The 17,117-nt window shown below is 66.9% G+C and carries 16 protein-coding genes; 14 read left to right on the top strand and 2 right to left on the bottom strand.

What is annotated here, in order from left to right; all coding sequences use genetic code 11:
- Positions 1–49: 49 nt before the first annotated feature.
- Entirely contained in the window at positions 50–757 is a 708-nt protein-coding gene (locus ACZ60G_RS39340) for an NUDIX hydrolase (RefSeq protein WP_465817050.1), read from the top strand.
- 336 nt (positions 758–1,093) lie between these two features.
- On the opposite strand, the gene thiE is transcribed toward ACZ60G_RS39340, so the two are convergent.
- Positions 1,094–1,804, bottom strand: a complete 711-nt coding sequence (gene thiE, locus ACZ60G_RS39335; protein ID WP_465817049.1) for a thiamine phosphate synthase — start codon at positions 1,802–1,804, stop codon at positions 1,094–1,096.
- 57 nt (positions 1,805–1,861) lie between these two features.
- On the opposite strand from thiE, the gene thiO reads away from it, so the two are divergent.
- The 6 genes from thiO (at position 1,862) to ACZ60G_RS39305 (ending at position 7,320) form a co-directional block, all read left to right on the top strand.
- Complete coding sequence (gene thiO / locus ACZ60G_RS39330) at positions 1,862–2,959, top strand: glycine oxidase ThiO (RefSeq protein ID WP_465817048.1); 1,098 nt, start codon at positions 1,862–1,864, stop codon at positions 2,957–2,959.
- Positions 2,956–3,168, top strand: coding sequence for a sulfur carrier protein ThiS (gene thiS / locus ACZ60G_RS39325; protein WP_465817047.1), 213 nt, complete (start codon positions 2,956–2,958; stop codon positions 3,166–3,168). Before thiO ends, thiS begins: the two co-directional genes overlap by 4 nt.
- Positions 3,161–3,934, top strand: a complete 774-nt coding sequence (thiG, locus tag ACZ60G_RS39320) for a thiazole synthase (RefSeq protein ID WP_465817046.1) — start codon at positions 3,161–3,163, stop codon at positions 3,932–3,934. The genes thiS and thiG overlap by 8 nt, the downstream gene beginning before the upstream one ends.
- 318 nt (positions 3,935–4,252) lie before the next feature.
- A complete protein-coding gene (locus ACZ60G_RS39315; protein WP_465817045.1) occupies positions 4,253–5,269 on the top strand; it encodes an ABC transporter ATP-binding protein in 1,017 nt (338 codons plus the stop codon).
- Positions 5,269–6,027 carry an ABC transporter permease gene (locus ACZ60G_RS39310; RefSeq protein ID WP_465817044.1) on the top strand — a complete coding sequence of 253 codons (759 nt, stop codon included), beginning with the start codon at positions 5,269–5,271 and terminating at the stop codon, positions 6,025–6,027. Before ACZ60G_RS39315 ends, ACZ60G_RS39310 begins: the two co-directional genes overlap by 1 nt.
- A 369-nt stretch (positions 6,028–6,396) precedes the next feature.
- Complete coding sequence (locus ACZ60G_RS39305) at positions 6,397–7,320, top strand: adenylate/guanylate cyclase domain-containing protein (RefSeq protein WP_465817043.1); 924 nt, start codon at positions 6,397–6,399, stop codon at positions 7,318–7,320.
- Positions 7,321–7,500: 180 nt separating this feature from the next.
- On the opposite strand, the gene ACZ60G_RS39300 is transcribed toward ACZ60G_RS39305, so the two are convergent.
- Entirely contained in the window at positions 7,501–7,644 is a 144-nt protein-coding gene (locus ACZ60G_RS39300) for a hypothetical protein (RefSeq protein ID WP_465817042.1), read from the bottom strand.
- 157 nt (positions 7,645–7,801) lie between these two features.
- On the opposite strand from ACZ60G_RS39300, the gene ACZ60G_RS39295 reads away from it, so the two are divergent.
- The 7 genes from ACZ60G_RS39295 to ACZ60G_RS39265 are packed head-to-tail and all read left to right on the top strand — an operon-like array spanning position 7,802 to position 16,967.
- Positions 7,802–9,514: an acyclic terpene utilization AtuA family protein gene (locus tag ACZ60G_RS39295; RefSeq protein WP_465817041.1), complete on the top strand. Its 1,713-nt coding sequence runs from the start codon at positions 7,802–7,804 to the stop codon at positions 9,512–9,514.
- A complete protein-coding gene (locus ACZ60G_RS39290) occupies positions 9,511–10,701 on the top strand; it encodes an acyl-CoA dehydrogenase family protein (protein ID WP_465817040.1) in 1,191 nt (396 codons plus the stop codon). Before ACZ60G_RS39295 ends, ACZ60G_RS39290 begins: the two co-directional genes overlap by 4 nt.
- Positions 10,698–12,296, top strand: coding sequence for an acyl-CoA carboxylase subunit beta (locus ACZ60G_RS39285; RefSeq protein ID WP_465817039.1), 1,599 nt, complete (start codon positions 10,698–10,700; stop codon positions 12,294–12,296). Before ACZ60G_RS39290 ends, ACZ60G_RS39285 begins: the two co-directional genes overlap by 4 nt.
- Before the next feature lie 5 nt (positions 12,297–12,301).
- Positions 12,302–14,374, top strand: a complete 2,073-nt coding sequence (locus ACZ60G_RS39280; protein WP_465817038.1) for an acetyl/propionyl/methylcrotonyl-CoA carboxylase subunit alpha — start codon at positions 12,302–12,304, stop codon at positions 14,372–14,374.
- Positions 14,371–15,531 carry an acyl-CoA dehydrogenase family protein gene (locus tag ACZ60G_RS39275; RefSeq protein ID WP_465817037.1) on the top strand — a complete coding sequence of 387 codons (1,161 nt, stop codon included), beginning with the start codon at positions 14,371–14,373 and terminating at the stop codon, positions 15,529–15,531. The genes ACZ60G_RS39280 and ACZ60G_RS39275 overlap by 4 nt, the downstream gene beginning before the upstream one ends.
- 10 nt (positions 15,532–15,541) lie before the next feature.
- Positions 15,542–16,324, top strand: coding sequence for an enoyl-CoA hydratase family protein (locus tag ACZ60G_RS39270; protein WP_465817036.1), 783 nt, complete (start codon positions 15,542–15,544; stop codon positions 16,322–16,324).
- A 4-nt stretch (positions 16,325–16,328) separates the two neighbouring features.
- The gene (locus tag ACZ60G_RS39265) at positions 16,329–16,967 is read left to right on the top strand and encodes a TetR/AcrR family transcriptional regulator (protein WP_387294582.1); all 639 of its coding nucleotides are present in this window, start codon (positions 16,329–16,331) and stop codon (positions 16,965–16,967) included.
- The last annotated feature ends 150 nt before the right edge of the window (positions 16,968–17,117 follow it).

The following is a 17,117-nucleotide window of genomic DNA, read 5'->3' as shown; positions in this document are numbered from 1 at the left end:
CGTGGCGTGTGAAACAACCGCGCGACGGCTAGATGAGGATGGTAACCAGATGCGTGGTGACGGTGACGGTTGGTCACGCGACCCGGACGGATTGCGGCATTGGGGCCGCTTCGGCGCCGCCGGACTTCTGCTGCGCGCCCCGCTCGCAGGCGGCGGTTCTGCGGTGTTGTTGCAGCACCGCGCGCCGTGGAGTCATCAGGGCGGCACCTGGGCGCTGCCCGGCGGCGCCCGAGACAGCCACGAGACCCCGGTGCACGCGGCGGTCCGCGAGGCATGGGAGGAAGCGGGCATCGATCCCGCCGATGTTCGGGTGCGCGGCGAGCGAATCACCGCGACGGCGTTGAGCGGCTGGACGTACACCACCGTTGTTGCCGATGCCGCGATGACTCTGCCGACCAGTCGCAACCGGGAGAGCAGTGCGTTGGCCTGGGTCCCCGAGGGCGAGGTCGACAGCCATCCGCTGCACCCCGGCTTCGCGGCCTCCTGGCCTGCATTGCGGGCGGCTCCGGCGCGCGTCCGCCTCGACGACATCGATGTGGACGACGCCGGTACGGTCGCGGCAGCGCTGCCTCGTACTGTCGACCTCGCCGATCAGGGCTTCGTCTGGTTGCACGCGGATCCCGAAGGCCCCGGTGCATACGCCCGCATCGTCGACGCGGATATTGATGCGACGGATGCCGGGCGGGCGGACGCGAATTCGGAGCTCACCCCGCCCGATTCGGTCTTTTCGCTCACCCGAGTCCAGGTGCTGTCCTGAAAGTGCGTGTTCCGACATCGGTTAGCAGCCCGCAGCCGATTGAGTGGGCAGCGGGCTGAGCTTCAGGCTTGGTTGCCCCGTTCGGGTTGAGTGGGCTGTGGGGGGTCTTGTCGTCCTGCACCGACTCCTCGGAGGCTGCTGCCCCAAGGTCGTTTGCCGTCTCGTGGTTTTCCTGGCCGTGCTGGGTGCGTCGTGTGCCGTACCCGGCTTACCTCCCGCAGCCAGGTGGTCAGCCCGTGGCTGCCAGCTCAGTCCACTGGCTGTGGTTGCGTTCTCGAGAGTTCGTCGAGGGTAGTCGAATGGCGGTTGCGGGTGGGGTGTGGAGCGACCAATTGACTACCCTCGATGAGCCGAGTTGTGGAGCAGCGCGGTTTTGAGATGCCGTGCGGCTGCTTCGGGGTCCCGCGCCTCGGTGATAGCGCGGACTACGACGACGCGCTCGGCTCCTGCGGCCAGCACCTCGGGTAGTCGTTCGGCATCGATGCCGCCGATCGCGAACCACGGCCGGGTCGGGTGGGCGTCGGAGGTGGAACGCACCAGGTCCAGGCCCGCCGCCTGACGTCCCGGCTTCGTCGGCGTCGCCCACACCGGTCCGGTGCAGAAATAGTCGACGTTCTCGTCGACCGCCGCGAGCCCGGCCTGCGCGCGGTTGGTGGTGGAGCGCCCGATCACCACATCGGGTCCGAGAATGCGTCGCGCGTACCACGGTGGCAGATCGTTCTGTCCGAGGTGCAGCACATCGGCCCCTGCGGCGAGCGCGATATCGGCACGATCGTTCACCCCGACCAGTCCGCCGTGCCTGCGGGCCGCGGCCTTCAATTCGGCGAGTGCGCCGATCTCGGCCTTGGCCTCGAGCGGGCCGAACTTCGCCTCGCCGGGCGAACCCTTATCCCTGAGCTGAATGATGTCGACACCGCCCGCGAACGCGGCCTCGGCGAACCTGGCCAGGTCGCCCTTCTCCCTGCGTGCGTCCGTACAGAGATACAGCCGGGCGGTAGCCAAACGCTCCCTGGGCGGTAGGGACCGGAACTGGTGGGAGGGTTGCACGTGCTCGACCGTAGTCGCGCTACCGTGGGGATGCGAATAGTGAGGCAGGTGGATCAAATGCGGACTCTGGCCGTCGTCGGTGGCGGCGCCATCGGACTCGCCGCCGCCTGGCGGGCGGCCGAGGCGGGATGGTCGGTCACCGTATTCGATCCCGCCGTCGGCTCCGGCGCCTCCTGGGTTGCCGGGGGAATGCTCGCACCACTGTCCGAGGGCTGGCCGGGGGAGGACCTGGTCTTGGAATTCGGCGCCGCCTCGTTGGCGCGCTGGCCCGACTTCGCCGCCCGACTGGAATCGACTACCGGTGTAGCGGTATTCGTCGCCGATGAAACCCTGACCGTCGCGCTGGATGGCGCGGATGCCGCCGATCTGCGCACCGTGGCCGAATGGGTCGGCGGCCGAGGCCATGAGCTCGAGGTGCTCGACCGAGCCGGTGTGCGCGCGCTGGAACCCGCGCTGGCACGCACCGTGCGCGCCGGTTTGCGCGCTGCCGCCGAACCCGCAATCGACAACCGGCTGCTGCTGGCAGCGCTCCAAAATGCTTGCGGCACAGTAGGAGTCGAGGTGCGTGCCGAGACGGTCGACTCGGTGGACGCCCTTCCGTACGACCAAATCGTGCTCGCCGTGGGCGCGGCATCGTCGCTGCTGTGGCCAGGACTCCCGGTCCGCCCGGTGAAGGGAGAGATCCTGCGCCTGCGCCATCGTCCGGGCGCGACACCCCCGCCGCAGCGCGTGATTCGCGCGCGCGTGCACGGCAGGCAGGTCTACCTGGTGCCGCGCACGGACGGAATCGTCGTCGGCGCAACACAATACGAGGCGGGCTACGACACGACGGTGACCGTCGCCGGAGTCCGCGACCTGATCGCCGACGCCGAAGCGGTGCTGCCGGGTATCGGCGAATACGAATTGGCCGAGGCCAGCGCCGGATCCAGGCCGGGCACCCCCGACAACCTGCCCTTGATCGGACGGCTCACCGACCGGATCGTGACGGCCACCGGCCACGGCCGCAACGGCATGCTCGCGGTGCCGCTCACCGTCGACGCGGTGCTGAGCCTGCTCGATGGCAAATCGCTCGATGACGCGAAAGCCGCCGACCCCCAACGTTTTTCGACGGCGCACCCGCCGTCACTCGCTACATCTGCAGGAGGAGTTCGATGACCTCGGTCCCCATCGGTGTCACCGTGAACGGGCAGGACCACGAATTCGACGAATCCCTCACGGTGCGTGAACTGCTCGATCGTCTCGGGTTGCCGTCGCAGGGCGTCGCGCTCGCGGTGGACGGTGCGGTTTTCCCGAAGTCCCGCTGGGACGAGCCGGTCGGCCGCGGCTGGGAGATCGAAGTGCTTACGGCGGTTCAGGGTGGCTGACGCACTGGAAACCCCTGACGCACTGGAGATTGCGGGCAAGCGGTTCGGCTCCCGCCTCATCATGGGCACCGGGGGCGCCGAGAACCTCGCCGTGCTGGAGGAGGCGCTCATCGCCTCGGGCACCGAGCTCACCACGGTCGCCATGCGCCGGGTCGACGCCGTCGGCGGCACCGGCGTCCTCGACTTGCTCAAACGCCTCGAGATCATGCCGCTGCCCAATACCGCGGGCTGTCGCACCGCCGCCGAGGCAGTGCTCACCGCGCAACTGGCCGCCGAGGCGCTCGACACCAACTGGGTCAAACTCGAGGTGATCGCCGACGAGCGCACCCTGCTCCCGGACCCAATCGAATTGCTAACCGCCGCAGAACAATTGGTCGACGCCGGATTCGTCGTGCTGCCCTACACCACCGACGACCCGATCCTGGCCCGCCGACTGGAGGACGCGGGCTGCGCCGCCGTCATGCCCCTCGGCGCCCCGATCGGCACCGGACTCGGCATCGGCAATCCGCACAATATCGAGATGATCGTGGCGGCTGCGGGCGTCCCGGTCATCCTCGACGCGGGCATCGGCACCGCGAGCGACGCCGCACTGGCCATGGAACTCGGCTGCTCGGCGGTCCTGCTCGCCACCGCCGTCACCCGCGCCCAGAACCCCGCCCTCATGGCGGCCGCGATGAAGGACGCGGTCAACGCAGGTCACCTGGCCCGTCGCGCAGGCCGCATTCCCAAACGCTTTTGGGCCCAAGCCTCCTCACCGGCCCGCTGAGTCAGGGGAGACCCTGTCGCGCGTGGTTCGGCGCGCGTCGATATGCGCAAGTCAGGCGCGTGAAGCGAGCACTGGTGGCCGCGCATGGAGGCCGCGCAGGTTCGGCGGCTGGCCCGGCGGCTCGGGTATGCGCTGATCTGGCCGCTGGAATCATCGCCGCTACCGCCGGGAGACCTGCCGCGCACAGCCCGTTAACGGGGAGACCGGTCAGGGTGATTCCCCTGATGCGGCCCCAGGGCCTTCGTCATCCTCGAGGATGATTGAACTCGGCACCATTTAATGACGCGCGTGGCCGCGCAATGAGGAAAGCTGGTCATCATGATCGAGCTGAGGGGCCTGACCAAGCATTACGGGCAGACCGTCGCGGTTCAAGATCTCTCCTTCACCGTTCGACCCGGACAGGTGACGGGCTTTCTTGGGCCGAACGGCGCCGGTAAATCCACCACCATGCGAATGATCCTCGGCCTGGACAAGCCCACCGCGGGCACCGCATTGATCCAGGGCAAGCCGTACCACGAGCTGGACCATCCGCTGCGCGCCGTCGGTGCGCTGCTGGACGCCAAGTGGGTGCATCCCAACCGTTCGGCCCGCGCGCATCTGCAGTGGATGGCTGCCTCCAACGAGATCGCCATGTCCCGCGTGGACGAGGTGCTGCGGCTGGTCGGCCTGTCCGAGGTGGCGAGTAAGAATGCCGGTGGCTTCTCCCTCGGCATGTCGCAGCGGCTGGGCCTGGCCGGGGCGCTGCTCGGCGATCCGCCGGTACTGCTGTTCGACGAGCCCGTGAACGGCCTGGACCCCGAGGGCATCCTCTGGATCCGCCGCTTCATGCAGCGGCTCGCGGCCGAGGGGCGGACGGTGCTGGTCTCCAGCCATCTGCTCTCCGAAATGGCCCAGACCGCAGAGCATTTGGTCGTGATCGGACGCGGTCAGCTGATTTCCGATTCGACCACCCAGGAATTCATCGAGCGCGCCTCGGAACAGTCGGTGCGCGTGCGTAGTCCGCAGCTCGAGCAGTTGCGCAGCCTGCTCACCTCCAATGGCATGACCGTCCGCGAGGACGGCACGGGCCAGGACGGCGCCGCATTGGTCGTCGCCGGGGTGACCAGTGACGCGGTCGGCAAGCTGGCCGGTTCGAACGACATCACCCTGTACGAACTGGCACCGCAGCGGGCCTCGCTGGAAGAGGCATTCATGCGGATGACCGGCGGCGCGGTGCAGTACCACGGCGAAGGCTTCGACCCGGCGGGAGCGTCAGGCCCGGAGGCGGCAGCTCGCGTAACCACGCAGGGCCCCGCGGACGCCGCGTCCTACACAGCGATGGGAGGTGCGCTCTGATGGGCGTGCTGGCAGCGGAACGTATCAAGCTCACCTCGACCCGGTCGCCGTGGTGGTGCTCGGCGATCGTGGTGGTGCTCGCCCTCGGCCTGGCCGCGCTGTTCGCGGCGGTGGCCCGCTCGTCGTCGGGCAAGGAGAATGCGCTCGACCTGACCGTCGGCACCGCGGTCGGCGGGATCAGCGGATTCGGCGTGATGGTCCTGATGATCATGGCCACCTTGACTGTGACCAGCGAATACCGCTTCGGCATCATCCGGACCACCTTCCAGGCGACACCGCATCGCGCCAAGGTGATCGCCACCAAGGCGGGTCTGGTCGGCGTGTACGGCGCGGTGCTCACCGTCGTGCTGGCCTTCGCCGCCTTCGCGATCGCCAAGGCGATCGGCGGCGAGGCGAGCAAAAACCTCACGCTCTCTGGCGGCGATGCCTGGCGCGAGATCTACGGCATTCCGGTCTATGCCCTGCTCAGCGTGATCCTGGCGGTCGGCGTCGGGGTGCTGGTCCGGCAGTCGGCGGCGGCGATTTCGCTGATTGTGCTCTGGCCTCTGCTGATCGAGCCGCTGCTCGGCGCTTTCGGCAGCTTTGGGCGCAACGTGCAGCCGTTCCTGCCGTTCGCGAATGCGAGCCACTTCTACAGCGCCTCGGAATCCACGGCGAACTGGCACTGGGGACCGTGGGGTGGCCTGCTGTACTTCACGGCTTTCGTCGCAATTGTCTTCGGCGCTGCACTGGTTATGGTCAACCAACGCGATGCATGATTGAACTACCCGAGTTGCCCTCCCTCGCCGCTCGGGTGACGGGTGCCGACCTTGTCGGGAGGTCCGAGCGCCCCGCGCACTGTTCGCCACTGCCCGGCGGACTATGCGAACATCGGCCCGGTGTGTGAATCCCCTTCCACACCGGGTCGGTGTATGTATTCGGGCAATCCAGGCAGTATGTGAACATCCCGGAAACTAAGCCCGGCACCGCTTCCATCCAGAATCGATGCTGGCTACTGTCGGAGTCGGCAACCAGTGAGTTACCCATTGGCGGACCCGGCGTAGTGCCCGCTCAGTCTGATCGAGGGGGCACAGGTGGCGACAATAAGTAACCCGCCGACGGTTGGTCGGCTGAGATACGCTCGGGGCGTGACCGAAACACCTTCCGGCGGTGCTGAGCCGGGGATGGAACCGGAAGACAACGGGGGCGTTCCGTCCGAGGTGACCATACCGTTGGTACCCGCCGATGAGGACCGATCCGCTCGTCGTCCCGGCTCGGGGATTCGACGCGGACAGTTTTCCGCACTGGTGAATGCCGCGAACCAGCGGCCCGACATCATCGGCGTACTGCGCAAGGCGCGCGAACAACTGCCCGGTGACCCGTCTTTCGGTGACCCACTGTCGGTTTCAGGTCCGGGCGGTGCCCGCGCGGTTGCGCGCGCGGCGGATAAGTTGGTCGGCGATACGCCGAGCGCGGCCCGGGAAATCGGGTTCGGCGCGCTGCAGGTCTGGCAGGCCATGTTGGAGCGTGTAGGCGGCGGTCGAGGTAGCGAAGAAATAACTGTGATGTTCACCGACCTGGTGGCGTTCTCCAGTTGGTCGCTCTCGGCGGGCGATGAGGCGACCCTCGAACTGTTGCGCGGGGTTGCCAAGGCCATCGAGCCGCCGATCGCCGATCGTGGCGGTCATGTGGTCAAGCGCATGGGTGACGGCGTGATGGCGGTGTTCACCTCGGCCGATCGTGCGGTGCGCGCCGCTGTGCAGGCAAAACGGAATCTGGCCGACGTCAGTGTGCGCGGTTATCGCCCGCAGATGCGGATCGGTCTGCACACCGGCTCGCCGCGCGAGATCGGCGGGGACTGGCTCGGCGTGGATGTGACGATCGCCGCTCGTGTGATGGAGGCCGGCGGCAACGGCAACACCATGCTTTCCCACGCGACATTGCAGTCCGTCGAACCGGAGACGCTCGAGGAGCTCGGGTTCTCGGTCAAGCCGTATAGGCGCAGTTTATTCGCCGCACCACTGAGCGGCGTGCCGGAGGATCTACGGATCTTCCGCCTGTCGAAGAACTGAGCTGTGTCTGATTTGCAGCGCCTGCGGCGCTGCGTGTTCGCGGCCCCCTGGTGTCTCGCGTCCGAGCCGTCGAGACTCGCGACTTCGTCGCATGCGCTTCGACGGCTCGGACGCGAGACGGGCGGCGAACAGGTCGCTCGTAAGACTCGCTCCGTGGTGGTCGAGTGGGTTGTGAGGTGCCTACATCAACCAGGCGACCGCGCCTGCGGTCGCTAGGACGGCGAGCACCACCAGTGCGATTGCGAGTGGGCGGGCGGTTTTCCAGGTGGAGTAGGCCCCGCCCAGCAGGAAGCCGGCCAGCGCGAAAAGGATGACGGACGACATCTGGTCATTCTGCCTCGCGCGCCCTGCTCGATTAACAAGCACGCGTGCTTGCTTTTTTCTGGACCGGGTGTGATGCTGGACTCCGGAACGCGGACTCCACCGGCGGCGCAACGCGGCGCGCCGGGACGGTTCGCCGCACAGGAGGGCCTTCCAGCTGATGAGTATGCTGGCCGCCGATCCGGAGCTGATCCGAATCGGCAACTGTTCCGGGTTCTACGGTGATCGGCTCAGCGCCATGCGGGAGATGCTCGATGGCGGGCAGCTCGATGTGCTCACCGGGGACTATCTCGCCGAGTTGACCATGCTGATCCTCGGCCGCGACCGGATGAAAGATCCCAGCCTCGGCTATGCCAAGACCTTCGTCCGGCAGATCGAGGACTGCCTCGGGCTGGCGCTGGAACGCAATGTTCAGATCGTCACCAATGCGGGCGGTCTCAACCCGGCCGGGCTCGCGGAGAAGCTGCGCAAGGTTGCGGCGGATCTCGGACTGGATGCCAAAGTCGCGCACGTCGAGGGTGACGACCTGCTCGGCCGGGCGGGCGAGCTCGGCCTCGGATCACCGCTGACCGCGAATGCCTATCTCGGCGCCTGGGGCATCGTCGAATGTTTGAATGCGGGCGCGGATATCGTGGTCACCGGCCGGGTCACCGACGCCTCGGTGATCGTCGGCCCGGCCGCCGCTCATTTCGGTTGGGGGCGAACCGATTATGACCAGCTGGCCGGTGCGGTCGTGGCCGGACATGTCATCGAGTGCGGTACCCAGGCCACCGGCGGTAACTTCGCATTCTTTACCGAGCTGGCCGATCTCGGACGGCCCGGTTTCCCGATCGCCGAAGTGCGCGGGGACGGCAGCGGCGTCATCACGAAGCATCAGGGCACGGGCGGCGCGGTCACGGTGGATACCGTTGCGGCACAGCTGATGTACGAGATCCAGGGTGCTCGTTATGCGGGGCCGGATGTCACAGCGCGGCTGGATACGATCGAGCTGAGTCAAGAAGGTCCGGATCGCGTGTTGATCAGCGGTGTGAGCGGCGAAGCGCCGCCGCCGCAGCTCAAGGTGTCGCTCAACACTCTCGGTGGTTTCCGCAATGAGATGGAGTTCGTGCTCACCGGACTCGATATCGAAGCGAAAGCCGAACTGGCGCAACGACAGCTGGAGTCCTGGCTGCCGGTGCGGCCTGCGGAATTGACCTGGACGCTAGCGCGTCTCGACCGGCCGGATGCCGAAACCGAGGAGCAGGCAAGCGCTTTGCTGCGCTGCGTGGTTCGCGATCCGGATCCGAACAAGGTCGGCCGCTCGTTCTCCAATGTCGCGGTCGAGCTGGCGTTGGCCAGTTATCCGGGTACCAACTTCACCAGCCTGCCTGGCAATGGTTCGCCGTACGGCGTGTACACACCGGGATTCGTCGATGCCGCCGAGGTGCCGCATGCGGCGGTGCTGCCGCAGGGCACTCGCGTTGATATCGCACCCGCCGCGGACACGCTGGAGTTGGCGGAGGTGGCGGAGCCGGAACTTCCGGAGCCGTTGCCTGCCAGCGAAACTCGAAGGGCACCGTTGGGCGCGATCGCGTTGGCCCGCAGCGGCGATAAGGGCGGCAATGCCAATATCGGCGTGTGGGTTCGCACCGATGAGCAGTGGCGCTGGCTGGCGCATACGCTGACGGTGGAGCGGATCAAGGAACTGCTGCCCGAGGCCGCGCCGCTGACCGTCACCCGGCACGTACTGCCGAATCTGCGTGCCGTGAACTTCATCATCGAGGGTCTGCTCGGACAGGGTGTGGCCTATCAGGCCCGCTTCGATCCGCAGGCAAAGGGGCTCGGCGAATGGCTGCGCTCGCGTCATGTTGATATCCCATTGGAGTTGCTATGAGTCCGTGGAATACGCCGGAACGGCGCGAATTGCGCGCCACTGTACGGGGTTTCGCCGAGCGCGAAGTTCTTCCGTACCTCGACGCCTGGGAGCGCGACGGCGAGATCCCGCGCGAACTGCACAAGAAGGCCGGAGCGCTCGGCCTGCTCGGCATCCAATTCCCGGAATCCGCAGGCGGTTCCGGCGGTGACGGTATCGACGCCATGATCGTCTGCGAGGAAATGCATCAGGCCGGCTGCTCGGGCGGCCTGTTCGCCTCGCTGTTCACCTGCGGTATCGCGGTGCCGCACATCATCGCCTCCGGCAATGAAGACCTGATCGAACGCTTCGCACGACCGACACTGGCCGGGGAGAAGATCGGCTCGCTCGCCATTACCGAACCCGGCGGCGGCTCCGACGTCGGCCACCTCGCCACCACCGCGCGCCGCGATGGCGACCACTACATCGTCAATGGGGCCAAGACCTACATCACCTCGGGTGTGCGCGCCGATTTCGTGGTGACCGCCGTGCGCACGGGCGGCCCCGGCTCTGGCGGGATTTCGCTGCTGGTGGTGGAGAAGGGCACGCCGGGCTTCACGGTCAGCCGCAAGCTCGACAAGATGGGCTGGCTGGCCTCCGACACCGCCGAACTGTCCTACGTGGATGTTCGGGTGCCGGTGGAGAATCTGGTCGGACCGGAGAATTCCGGCTTCTATCAGATCGCCGGTGCATTCGTCAGCGAGCGGGTCGGGCTCGCGGTGCAGGCGTATTCGCAGGCCCAGCGCTGCCTGGACCTGACCCTGGACTGGGTGCGCAACCGCGAGACCTTCGGTCGCCCGCTGATCAGCAGGCAGGCCGTGCAGAACACTGTGACCGAAATGGCCCGCCGCACCGACGTGGCCCGCGTCTACACCCGAGATGTGGTGCAGCACTGGGGGACGGTAGCCGACGGAGTCGGCGGGGTGGGTGGATACAGCGCGGATGGCGAAACGGATCTGATCGCCGAGGTGTGCTTCGCCAAGAACACCGCCGTTGAGGCGGGCGAATGGGTGGCCAATCAGGCCGTGCAGTTGTTCGGCGGCCTCGGCTATATGCGCGAATCCGAGGTCGAGCGGCAGTACCGCGATATCCGCATTCTCGGCATCGGCGGTGGCACCACCGAAATCCTGACCGGACTGGCGGCGAAACGATTGGGGTACCAGTCTTGACGACACTACGCACCACGCTCGATACCGCATCGCCGGAGTACACGGCCGCGGCCGAGGCCATGACCACCAAACTTACCGAGGTAGAGGCCGAATTCGCCAAGGCTATCGCGGGCGGTGGCCCGGATAAGCTGGCCAGGCATCGCAAGCGCGGCAAGCTCACCGCGCGCGAGCGCATCGAACTGCTCATCGACGAGGATTCGCCATTCCTGGAACTGTGCCCACTTGCCGCGTGGGGCAGCGACTTCCACGTCGGTGCGAGCGTGGTGTGCGGTATCGGCATTGTCGAGGGCGTCGAATGCATGATCGTCGCGCCGGATCCGACGGTGCGCGGCGGCACCTCGAATCCGTGGACGTTGCGCAAGAACCTGCGCATGAACGACATCGTCATGCAGAACCGGCTACCGGTGATCGGACTCGTCGAATCCGGCGGTGCGGATCTGCCGACGCAGAAGGAAGTCTTCGTACCCGGCGGGCGGATGTTTCGCGACCTCACCAGGGCATCGGCGGCCGGAATCCCCACCATTGCTTTGGTTTTCGGTAATTCGACCGCAGGCGGTGCCTACGTCCCTGGCATGTCCGACTACACGGTGATGATCAAGGAGCGCTCCAAGGTATTCCTCGGCGGACCGCCACTGGTCAAGATGGCCACCGGTGAGGAATCCGATGACGAATCGCTCGGTGGCGCGGATATGCACGCGCGCGTCTCGGGTCTGGCCGATTATCTGGCGGTCGACGAGCAGGACGCCATCCGCATCGGCCGCTCGATTATCAAGCGCCTGAACTGGAAGAAGCAGGGCCCGGCACCGCGCGCCGAGGTGATCGAGCCGCTGTACGACCCGGAGGATCTGCTCGGCATCGTCCCGTCCGATCTGAAGATTCCGTTCGATCCGCGCGAGGTGATCGCCCGCGTCGTCGACGGCTCCGATTTCGACGAATTCAAACCGCTCTACGGCAGCAGCCTGGTCACCGGATGGGCGGAACTGCACGGCTATCCGGTCGGCATTCTCGCCAATGCGCGCGGCGTGCTGTTCTCGGAGGAGTCGCAGAAGGCGACCCAGTTCATTCAGCTGGCCAACCAGTCGAATACGCCACTGCTGTTCCTGCACAACACCACCGGCTACATGGTTGGCAAGGAGTTCGAACAGAAGGGCATCATCAAACACGGCGCGATGATGATCAACGCGGTCTCGAATTCGAAGGTGCCGCATATTTCGCTCCTGATGGGCGCGTCCTACGGTGCGGGCCATTACGGTATGTGCGGCCGCGCCTACGACCCGCGGTTCGTCTTCGCTTGGCCCAGTGCGAAATCCGCTGTCATGGGCGGTGCGCAGCTGGCCGGTGTGATCTCGATCGTGGGCCGGGCTGCCGCCGAGTCCAAGGGCATTCCGTTCGACGAGGAGGCCGATGCCGGGATGCGGGCGATGGTGGAGGCGCAGATCGAGGCCGAATCGCTGCCGATGTTCATGTCGGGGCGGCTGTACGACGACGGTGTGATCGATCCCCGTGATACCCGCACGGTATTGGGAATGGCGTTGTCGGCCATTCACAATGCCCCAGTCAAGGGCGCCGATGGCTTCGGCGTCTTCCGGATGTGAGGGTCATGTCTTTCACCACTGTTCTGGTAGCCAATCGCGGTGAGATCGCCCGCCGGGTATTCGCCACCTGTCGTCGCATGGGGATCGGCACGGTCGCGGTCTACTCCGATGCGGATGCCGCGGCACCGCATGTCGTAGAAGCCGATGCGGCGGTGCGTCTTCCGGGCAACACCCCGGCCGAGACCTACCTGCGCGGCGAGCTGATCATCGAGGCCGCCCTGGCCACCGGTGCCGACGCCATCCATCCCGGTTACGGATTCCTTTCCGAGAATGCGGAATTCGCACGGGCTGTACTGGCGGCCGGACTGGTGTGGATCGGCCCGCCGGTCGAGGCCATCGAGCAGATGGGTTCGAAGGTCGCATCCAAGAAGATGATGGACGCGGCCGGAGTACCGGTACTCGCCGAACTCGATCCCGACGAGGTCACCGCGGCGCAGCTGCCGGTGCTGATCAAGGCCTCCGCCGGTGGTGGCGGGCGCGGCATGCGTGTGGTGCGCGAACTCGCCGATCTGGAACCGCAGATCGCCGCCGCGCGCCGGGAAGCCGAATCGGCATTCGGCGATCCGACGGTGTTCTGCGAGCGGTACCTGGAGACCGGCAGACATATCGAGGTCCAGGTCATGGCCGATACCCACGGCACCATCTGGGCCGTCGGCGAGCGGGAATGCTCCATTCAGCGCCGCCACCAGAAGGTGGTCGAGGAGGCGCCGTCGCCGCTGGTCGAGCGGATCGACGCCATGCGCGCGTCAGGCCCGGAGGCGGTAGCGGAGCGTGACCACGCAGGGCCCGCGCGCATGGCCGATGGACAGAGCATGCGTGAGCGGCTGTTCGAGGCGGCCAAGCTGGCGGCTGGTGCGATCGGCTACACCGGTGCCGGGACCGTGGAATTCCTCGCCGACGAGGCGGGCGACTTCTTCTTCTTGGAGATGAACACCCGGCTGCAGGTGGAACATCCGGTCACCGAATGCACCACCGGACTGGATCTGGTTCGGACTCAGCTGGAGGTCGCGGCGGGCGGCGAGTTGGCTGCCGCGCCGCCGCCGCTGCGTGGGCACTCGATCGAGGTGCGGCTGTATGCCGAGGATCCCGCGAACGAGTGGCAGCCGCAGAGCGGGACGGTGCATCGGCTCGATATCCCTTCGGTGGTAACCGAATTCGATGTGCTCGATCGACCGGGCGTGCGTCTGGATACCGGTGTGGTGGACGGTTCGGTTGTCGGTGTGCACTACGACCCGATGCTCGCGAAGGTCATCTCCTACGCCGAGACCCGCGGCGACGCGGCACGGCTGTTGGCAACGGCATTGCAGCGGGCCAAGATTCACGGTCTGGTGACCAACCGCGATCTACTGGTGCGGGTGCTGCGGCATTCGGCATTCCTGGCCGGGGACACCGATACCGCATTCTTCGAAACGCACGGATTGGATTCGCTCTCCGCGCCTTTGGTGTCCGAGGCCGATGAGGCACTGTCCATCGTCGCCGCCGCACTCGCGGATGCCGCGGCGAACCGGAAGGCGGCCAGGGTCGGCGGCGGGCTACCCGTGGGCTGGCGGAATCTGCCGTCCCGGTCACAACACAAGTCGTACGAAAGCCGCACCAGCGGAACACATGACATCGGTTACCGCTTCACCCGAACCGGTGTCGCGGTGGACGGTCACGATGGACTCGAATCGGTGCAGGCAGGCCCCGAGTGCGTGGTCCTCGCGGTTCCGGGCGAACGTGGCCTGGTGCGTAGGCAATTCGATATCGCTCGCTACGGCGATCTGGTCTGCGTGGATTCCCCGCTCGGACCCGTGTCGGTGCGCAGACTGCCGCGCTTCAGCGATCCGGCCGATCAGGTCGCGCACGGTTCACTGCTCGCGCCCATGCCTGGCAGCGTGATTCGCATCGGCGCGGAGGTCGGCGGTGCCGTCGAACAGGGCCAGCCGATTCTGTGGCTGGAGGCCATGAAGATGGAGCACACCATCTCCGCGCCCGCCGCCGGCGTGCTCAGCGCCCTCAACGTCACCGTCGGGCAGCAGGTCGATGTCGGCGCCGTGCTCGCCGTCGTCGAGCCCACCGAATCCCAGGAGAACTCATGAGCTTTATCGAAACCGAAGAGCAGAAGGCACTGCGGGCCGCGGTCGCCGGGCTGGCCGCGAAGTACGGCTTCCGCGATTACGTGCTGCCGAAGGCGCGCAGGAACGAACCGCTCACCGAATTGTGGGATGAGGCAGGCAAACTCGGGTTCCTCGGCGTGAATCTGCCGGAGGAGTTCGGCGGCGGTGGCGCGGGCATGTACGAGCTCGCGCTGGTCATGGAGGAGCTGTCCGCGCAGGGCGCGGGCCTGCTGCTGATGGTGGTCTCACCGGCCATCTGCGGCACCATCATCACCAAATACGGCACCGATGAGCAGAAGCAGCAGTGGCTGCCCAAACTCGCCGACGGCACGGCCAAGATGGTCTTCGGCATCACCGAACCCGACGCGGGTTCGAACTCGCACCAGATCACCACCACCGCGCGTCGCGATGGTGACGACTGGATCCTCAACGGCCGCAAGATCTTCATTTCCGGCGTGGACCAGGCCGAGGCAGTGCTCATCGTGTCGCGCACCGAGGACCACAAGACCGGCAAGCTCAAGCCCGCGCTGTTCATCGTGCCCACCGATGCCCCCGGCTTCGTCAAGACGCCGCAGGAAATGGACATCATCGAGCCGGACCACCAGTTCACGCTGTTCCTCGATGACGTGCGCCTGCCGTCGGATGCCCTGGTAGGCAAGGAGGATGCCGCACTCATGCAGCTGTTCGCGGGCCTCAACCCGGAGCGCATCATGGGCGCGGCCATGGCAGTCGGGATGGGGCGCTACGCCATCGACCGTGCTGTCGAATACGCCAAGGAACGCACGGTGTGGAAGACGCCGATCGGTGCGCACCAAGGCATTTCGCATCCGCTCGCCGCGGTGAAGGTCGAGGTGGAGCTGGCCAGGCTGATGATGCAGAAGGCCGCGACGCTCTACGACGCGGGCGATGAGATGGGTGCGGCCGAGGCCGCGAATATGGCGAAATACGCTGCGGCGGAAGCCAGTATCAAGGCGCTCGATCAGGCCATCCAGACCCACGGCGGCGCGGGCCTCACCAAGGAATACGGCCTCGCCGCTATGCTCGCCGCGGCCCGCATCGGCCGCATCGCGCCGGTCAGCCGGGAAATGGTGCTGAACTTTGTCGCCCAGTACTCCCTCGGCCTGCCCAAGTCGTACTAGAGGAGGCTCGATGACCGAAACGTCTACCGCTCCGTATGTGCGGTATGAGGTGCGCAGCGGGTTCGCCACGCTGACCCTGGATTCGCCGCACAACCGCAACGCGCTGTCGTCGCGATTGGTCGCCGAGTTGCTTCAGGGCCTCGACGATGCCGCGGCGGATCCCGCCGTCCGCGGCATCGTGCTCGCGCACACCGGCAATACCTTCTGCGCGGGCGCGGACCTCACCGAGGCCAGCAATGCCGATCCGGCGGTGGCCGCCGATGAGCGCACCCGGGTGATGATCGGCGTACTGCGCAGACTCGTCGAAACGCCGAAGCCGATCATCGCGCAGATCGACGGCAATGTGCGCGCGGGCGGCATGGGCATCGTCGCGGCCTGTGACCTCGTCGTCGCCGGTCCCGGCAGCAGTTTCGCACTCACCGAGGTGCGAATCGGGTTGGCGCCGTTCATGATTTCGCTGACCCTGTTGCCGCGGCTCAGCCCGCGCGCGGCCAGTCGCTACTACCTCACCGGCGAGAAGTTCGGCGCGGATATCGCCGAGCAGATCGGCCTGGTCACCATCACCGCCGACGATCCCGCGGCCGAGGTGGCCCGGCTGTGCGCGGAGCTGCGCAAGGGCTCCCCGCAGGGTCTCGCCGAGGCCAAGCGACTGGTCAACGCGGGCATCCTGGCCGAATTCGACAGCTCCGCCGGGGAACTCGCCGCCCGCTCGGCGAGCTTCTTCGGCACACCCGAGGTGCACGAGGGCATGCTGGCCTTTTTGCAGCGCCGTCCACCGAGCTGGGCAGAATAGCGCCATGGCAGCGATCTCGAGGCCCCCAGTGGCGCCGCACGAACCCAAGCAGGACCGCAGCCGGGCCACCCGGCAGCGCCTGCTCGAGGCGACCATCGATTGCCTGGCCGAAATGGGCTGGGCGGCGGCCACGGTCTCGGTCGTCGCGGAACGCGCCGGGGTGTCACGGGGCGCGGCCCAGCATCACTTCCCGACCAGGGAAGATCTGATCACCGCCGCACTCGAGTACATGTTCGACACCCGCACCCAGCAGGCCAAGGACGAGGCGAAGTCGGTGGCCGCGCTGGCCGAGGGGGTCGAGCGCACCGAGGCGGTGGTGGCCGGGCTGGTCGAATCCTTCACCAGCCCGCTGTTCAAGGCGGCGCTGCAGGTGTGGACGCATGCGGCCGCCGATCCCGCGCTGCGGGAGCGAATTGTGCCGCTGGAAGCCAAATTCGGGCGCAGATCGCATCGGCGGGCGGTGGAGGCGCTCGGCGTGGACGACGCCGATCCGGTCGCCCATCACCTCGTTCAGGCAACGCTGGATATGGCGCGCGGCCTCGGGCTGGCCGATGTCCTGACCGATGACTCGGCGCGCCGCAAGCAGATCGTCTCCCAATGGGCGGCGACGCTGCACGCCGCACTGCACGCCCCGCGGTCCTGACTCCCGGCGCTCTGCTGAGTTGCCGGGCGGACTAGGCGTGAGCCGCTAGTCCTCGTTCGAATCCTTGGCCGGTGCCACATGCCGGAACCACGGGATCCGCACCACCCTCGACGCACGCGCCGATGAGGACCGCGATATTCGCTCGCGGTC

Source organism: Nocardia sp. NPDC102475, from assembly GCF_055584605.1.
The sequence above is the reverse complement of the archived record's forward strand: the minus strand, read 5'-3'. Positions and strand labels throughout refer to the sequence as shown.

Bases quoted from the DNA above. Each gene is read 5' to 3' on its own strand.
- ACZ60G_RS39275 (WP_465817037.1), top strand. From the start codon at position 14,371: ATGAGCTTTATCGAAACCGAAGAGCAGAAGGCACTGCGGGCCGCGGTC.
- ACZ60G_RS39265 (WP_387294582.1), top strand. From the start codon at position 16,329: ATGGCAGCGATCTCGAGGCCCCCAGTGGCGCCGCACGAACCCAAGCAG.
- ACZ60G_RS39300 (WP_465817042.1), bottom strand. From the start codon at position 7,644: ATGTCGTCCGTCATCCTTTTCGCGCTGGCCGGCTTCCTGCTGGGCGGG.
- thiS (WP_465817047.1), top strand. From the start codon at position 2,956: ATGACCTCGGTCCCCATCGGTGTCACCGTGAACGGGCAGGACCACGAA.
- ACZ60G_RS39290 (WP_465817040.1), top strand. From the start codon at position 9,511: ATGAGTCCGTGGAATACGCCGGAACGGCGCGAATTGCGCGCCACTGTA.
- ACZ60G_RS39310 (WP_465817044.1), top strand. From the start codon at position 5,269: ATGGGCGTGCTGGCAGCGGAACGTATCAAGCTCACCTCGACCCGGTCG.
- ACZ60G_RS39340 (WP_465817050.1), top strand. From the start codon at position 50: ATGCGTGGTGACGGTGACGGTTGGTCACGCGACCCGGACGGATTGCGG.
- ACZ60G_RS39280 (WP_465817038.1), top strand. From the start codon at position 12,302: ATGTCTTTCACCACTGTTCTGGTAGCCAATCGCGGTGAGATCGCCCGC.
- ACZ60G_RS39315 (WP_465817045.1), top strand. From the start codon at position 4,253: ATGATCGAGCTGAGGGGCCTGACCAAGCATTACGGGCAGACCGTCGCG.
- ACZ60G_RS39295 (WP_465817041.1), top strand. From the start codon at position 7,802: ATGAGTATGCTGGCCGCCGATCCGGAGCTGATCCGAATCGGCAACTGT.
- ACZ60G_RS39270 (WP_465817036.1), top strand. From the start codon at position 15,542: ATGACCGAAACGTCTACCGCTCCGTATGTGCGGTATGAGGTGCGCAGC.
- thiO (WP_465817048.1), top strand. From the start codon at position 1,862: ATGCGGACTCTGGCCGTCGTCGGTGGCGGCGCCATCGGACTCGCCGCC.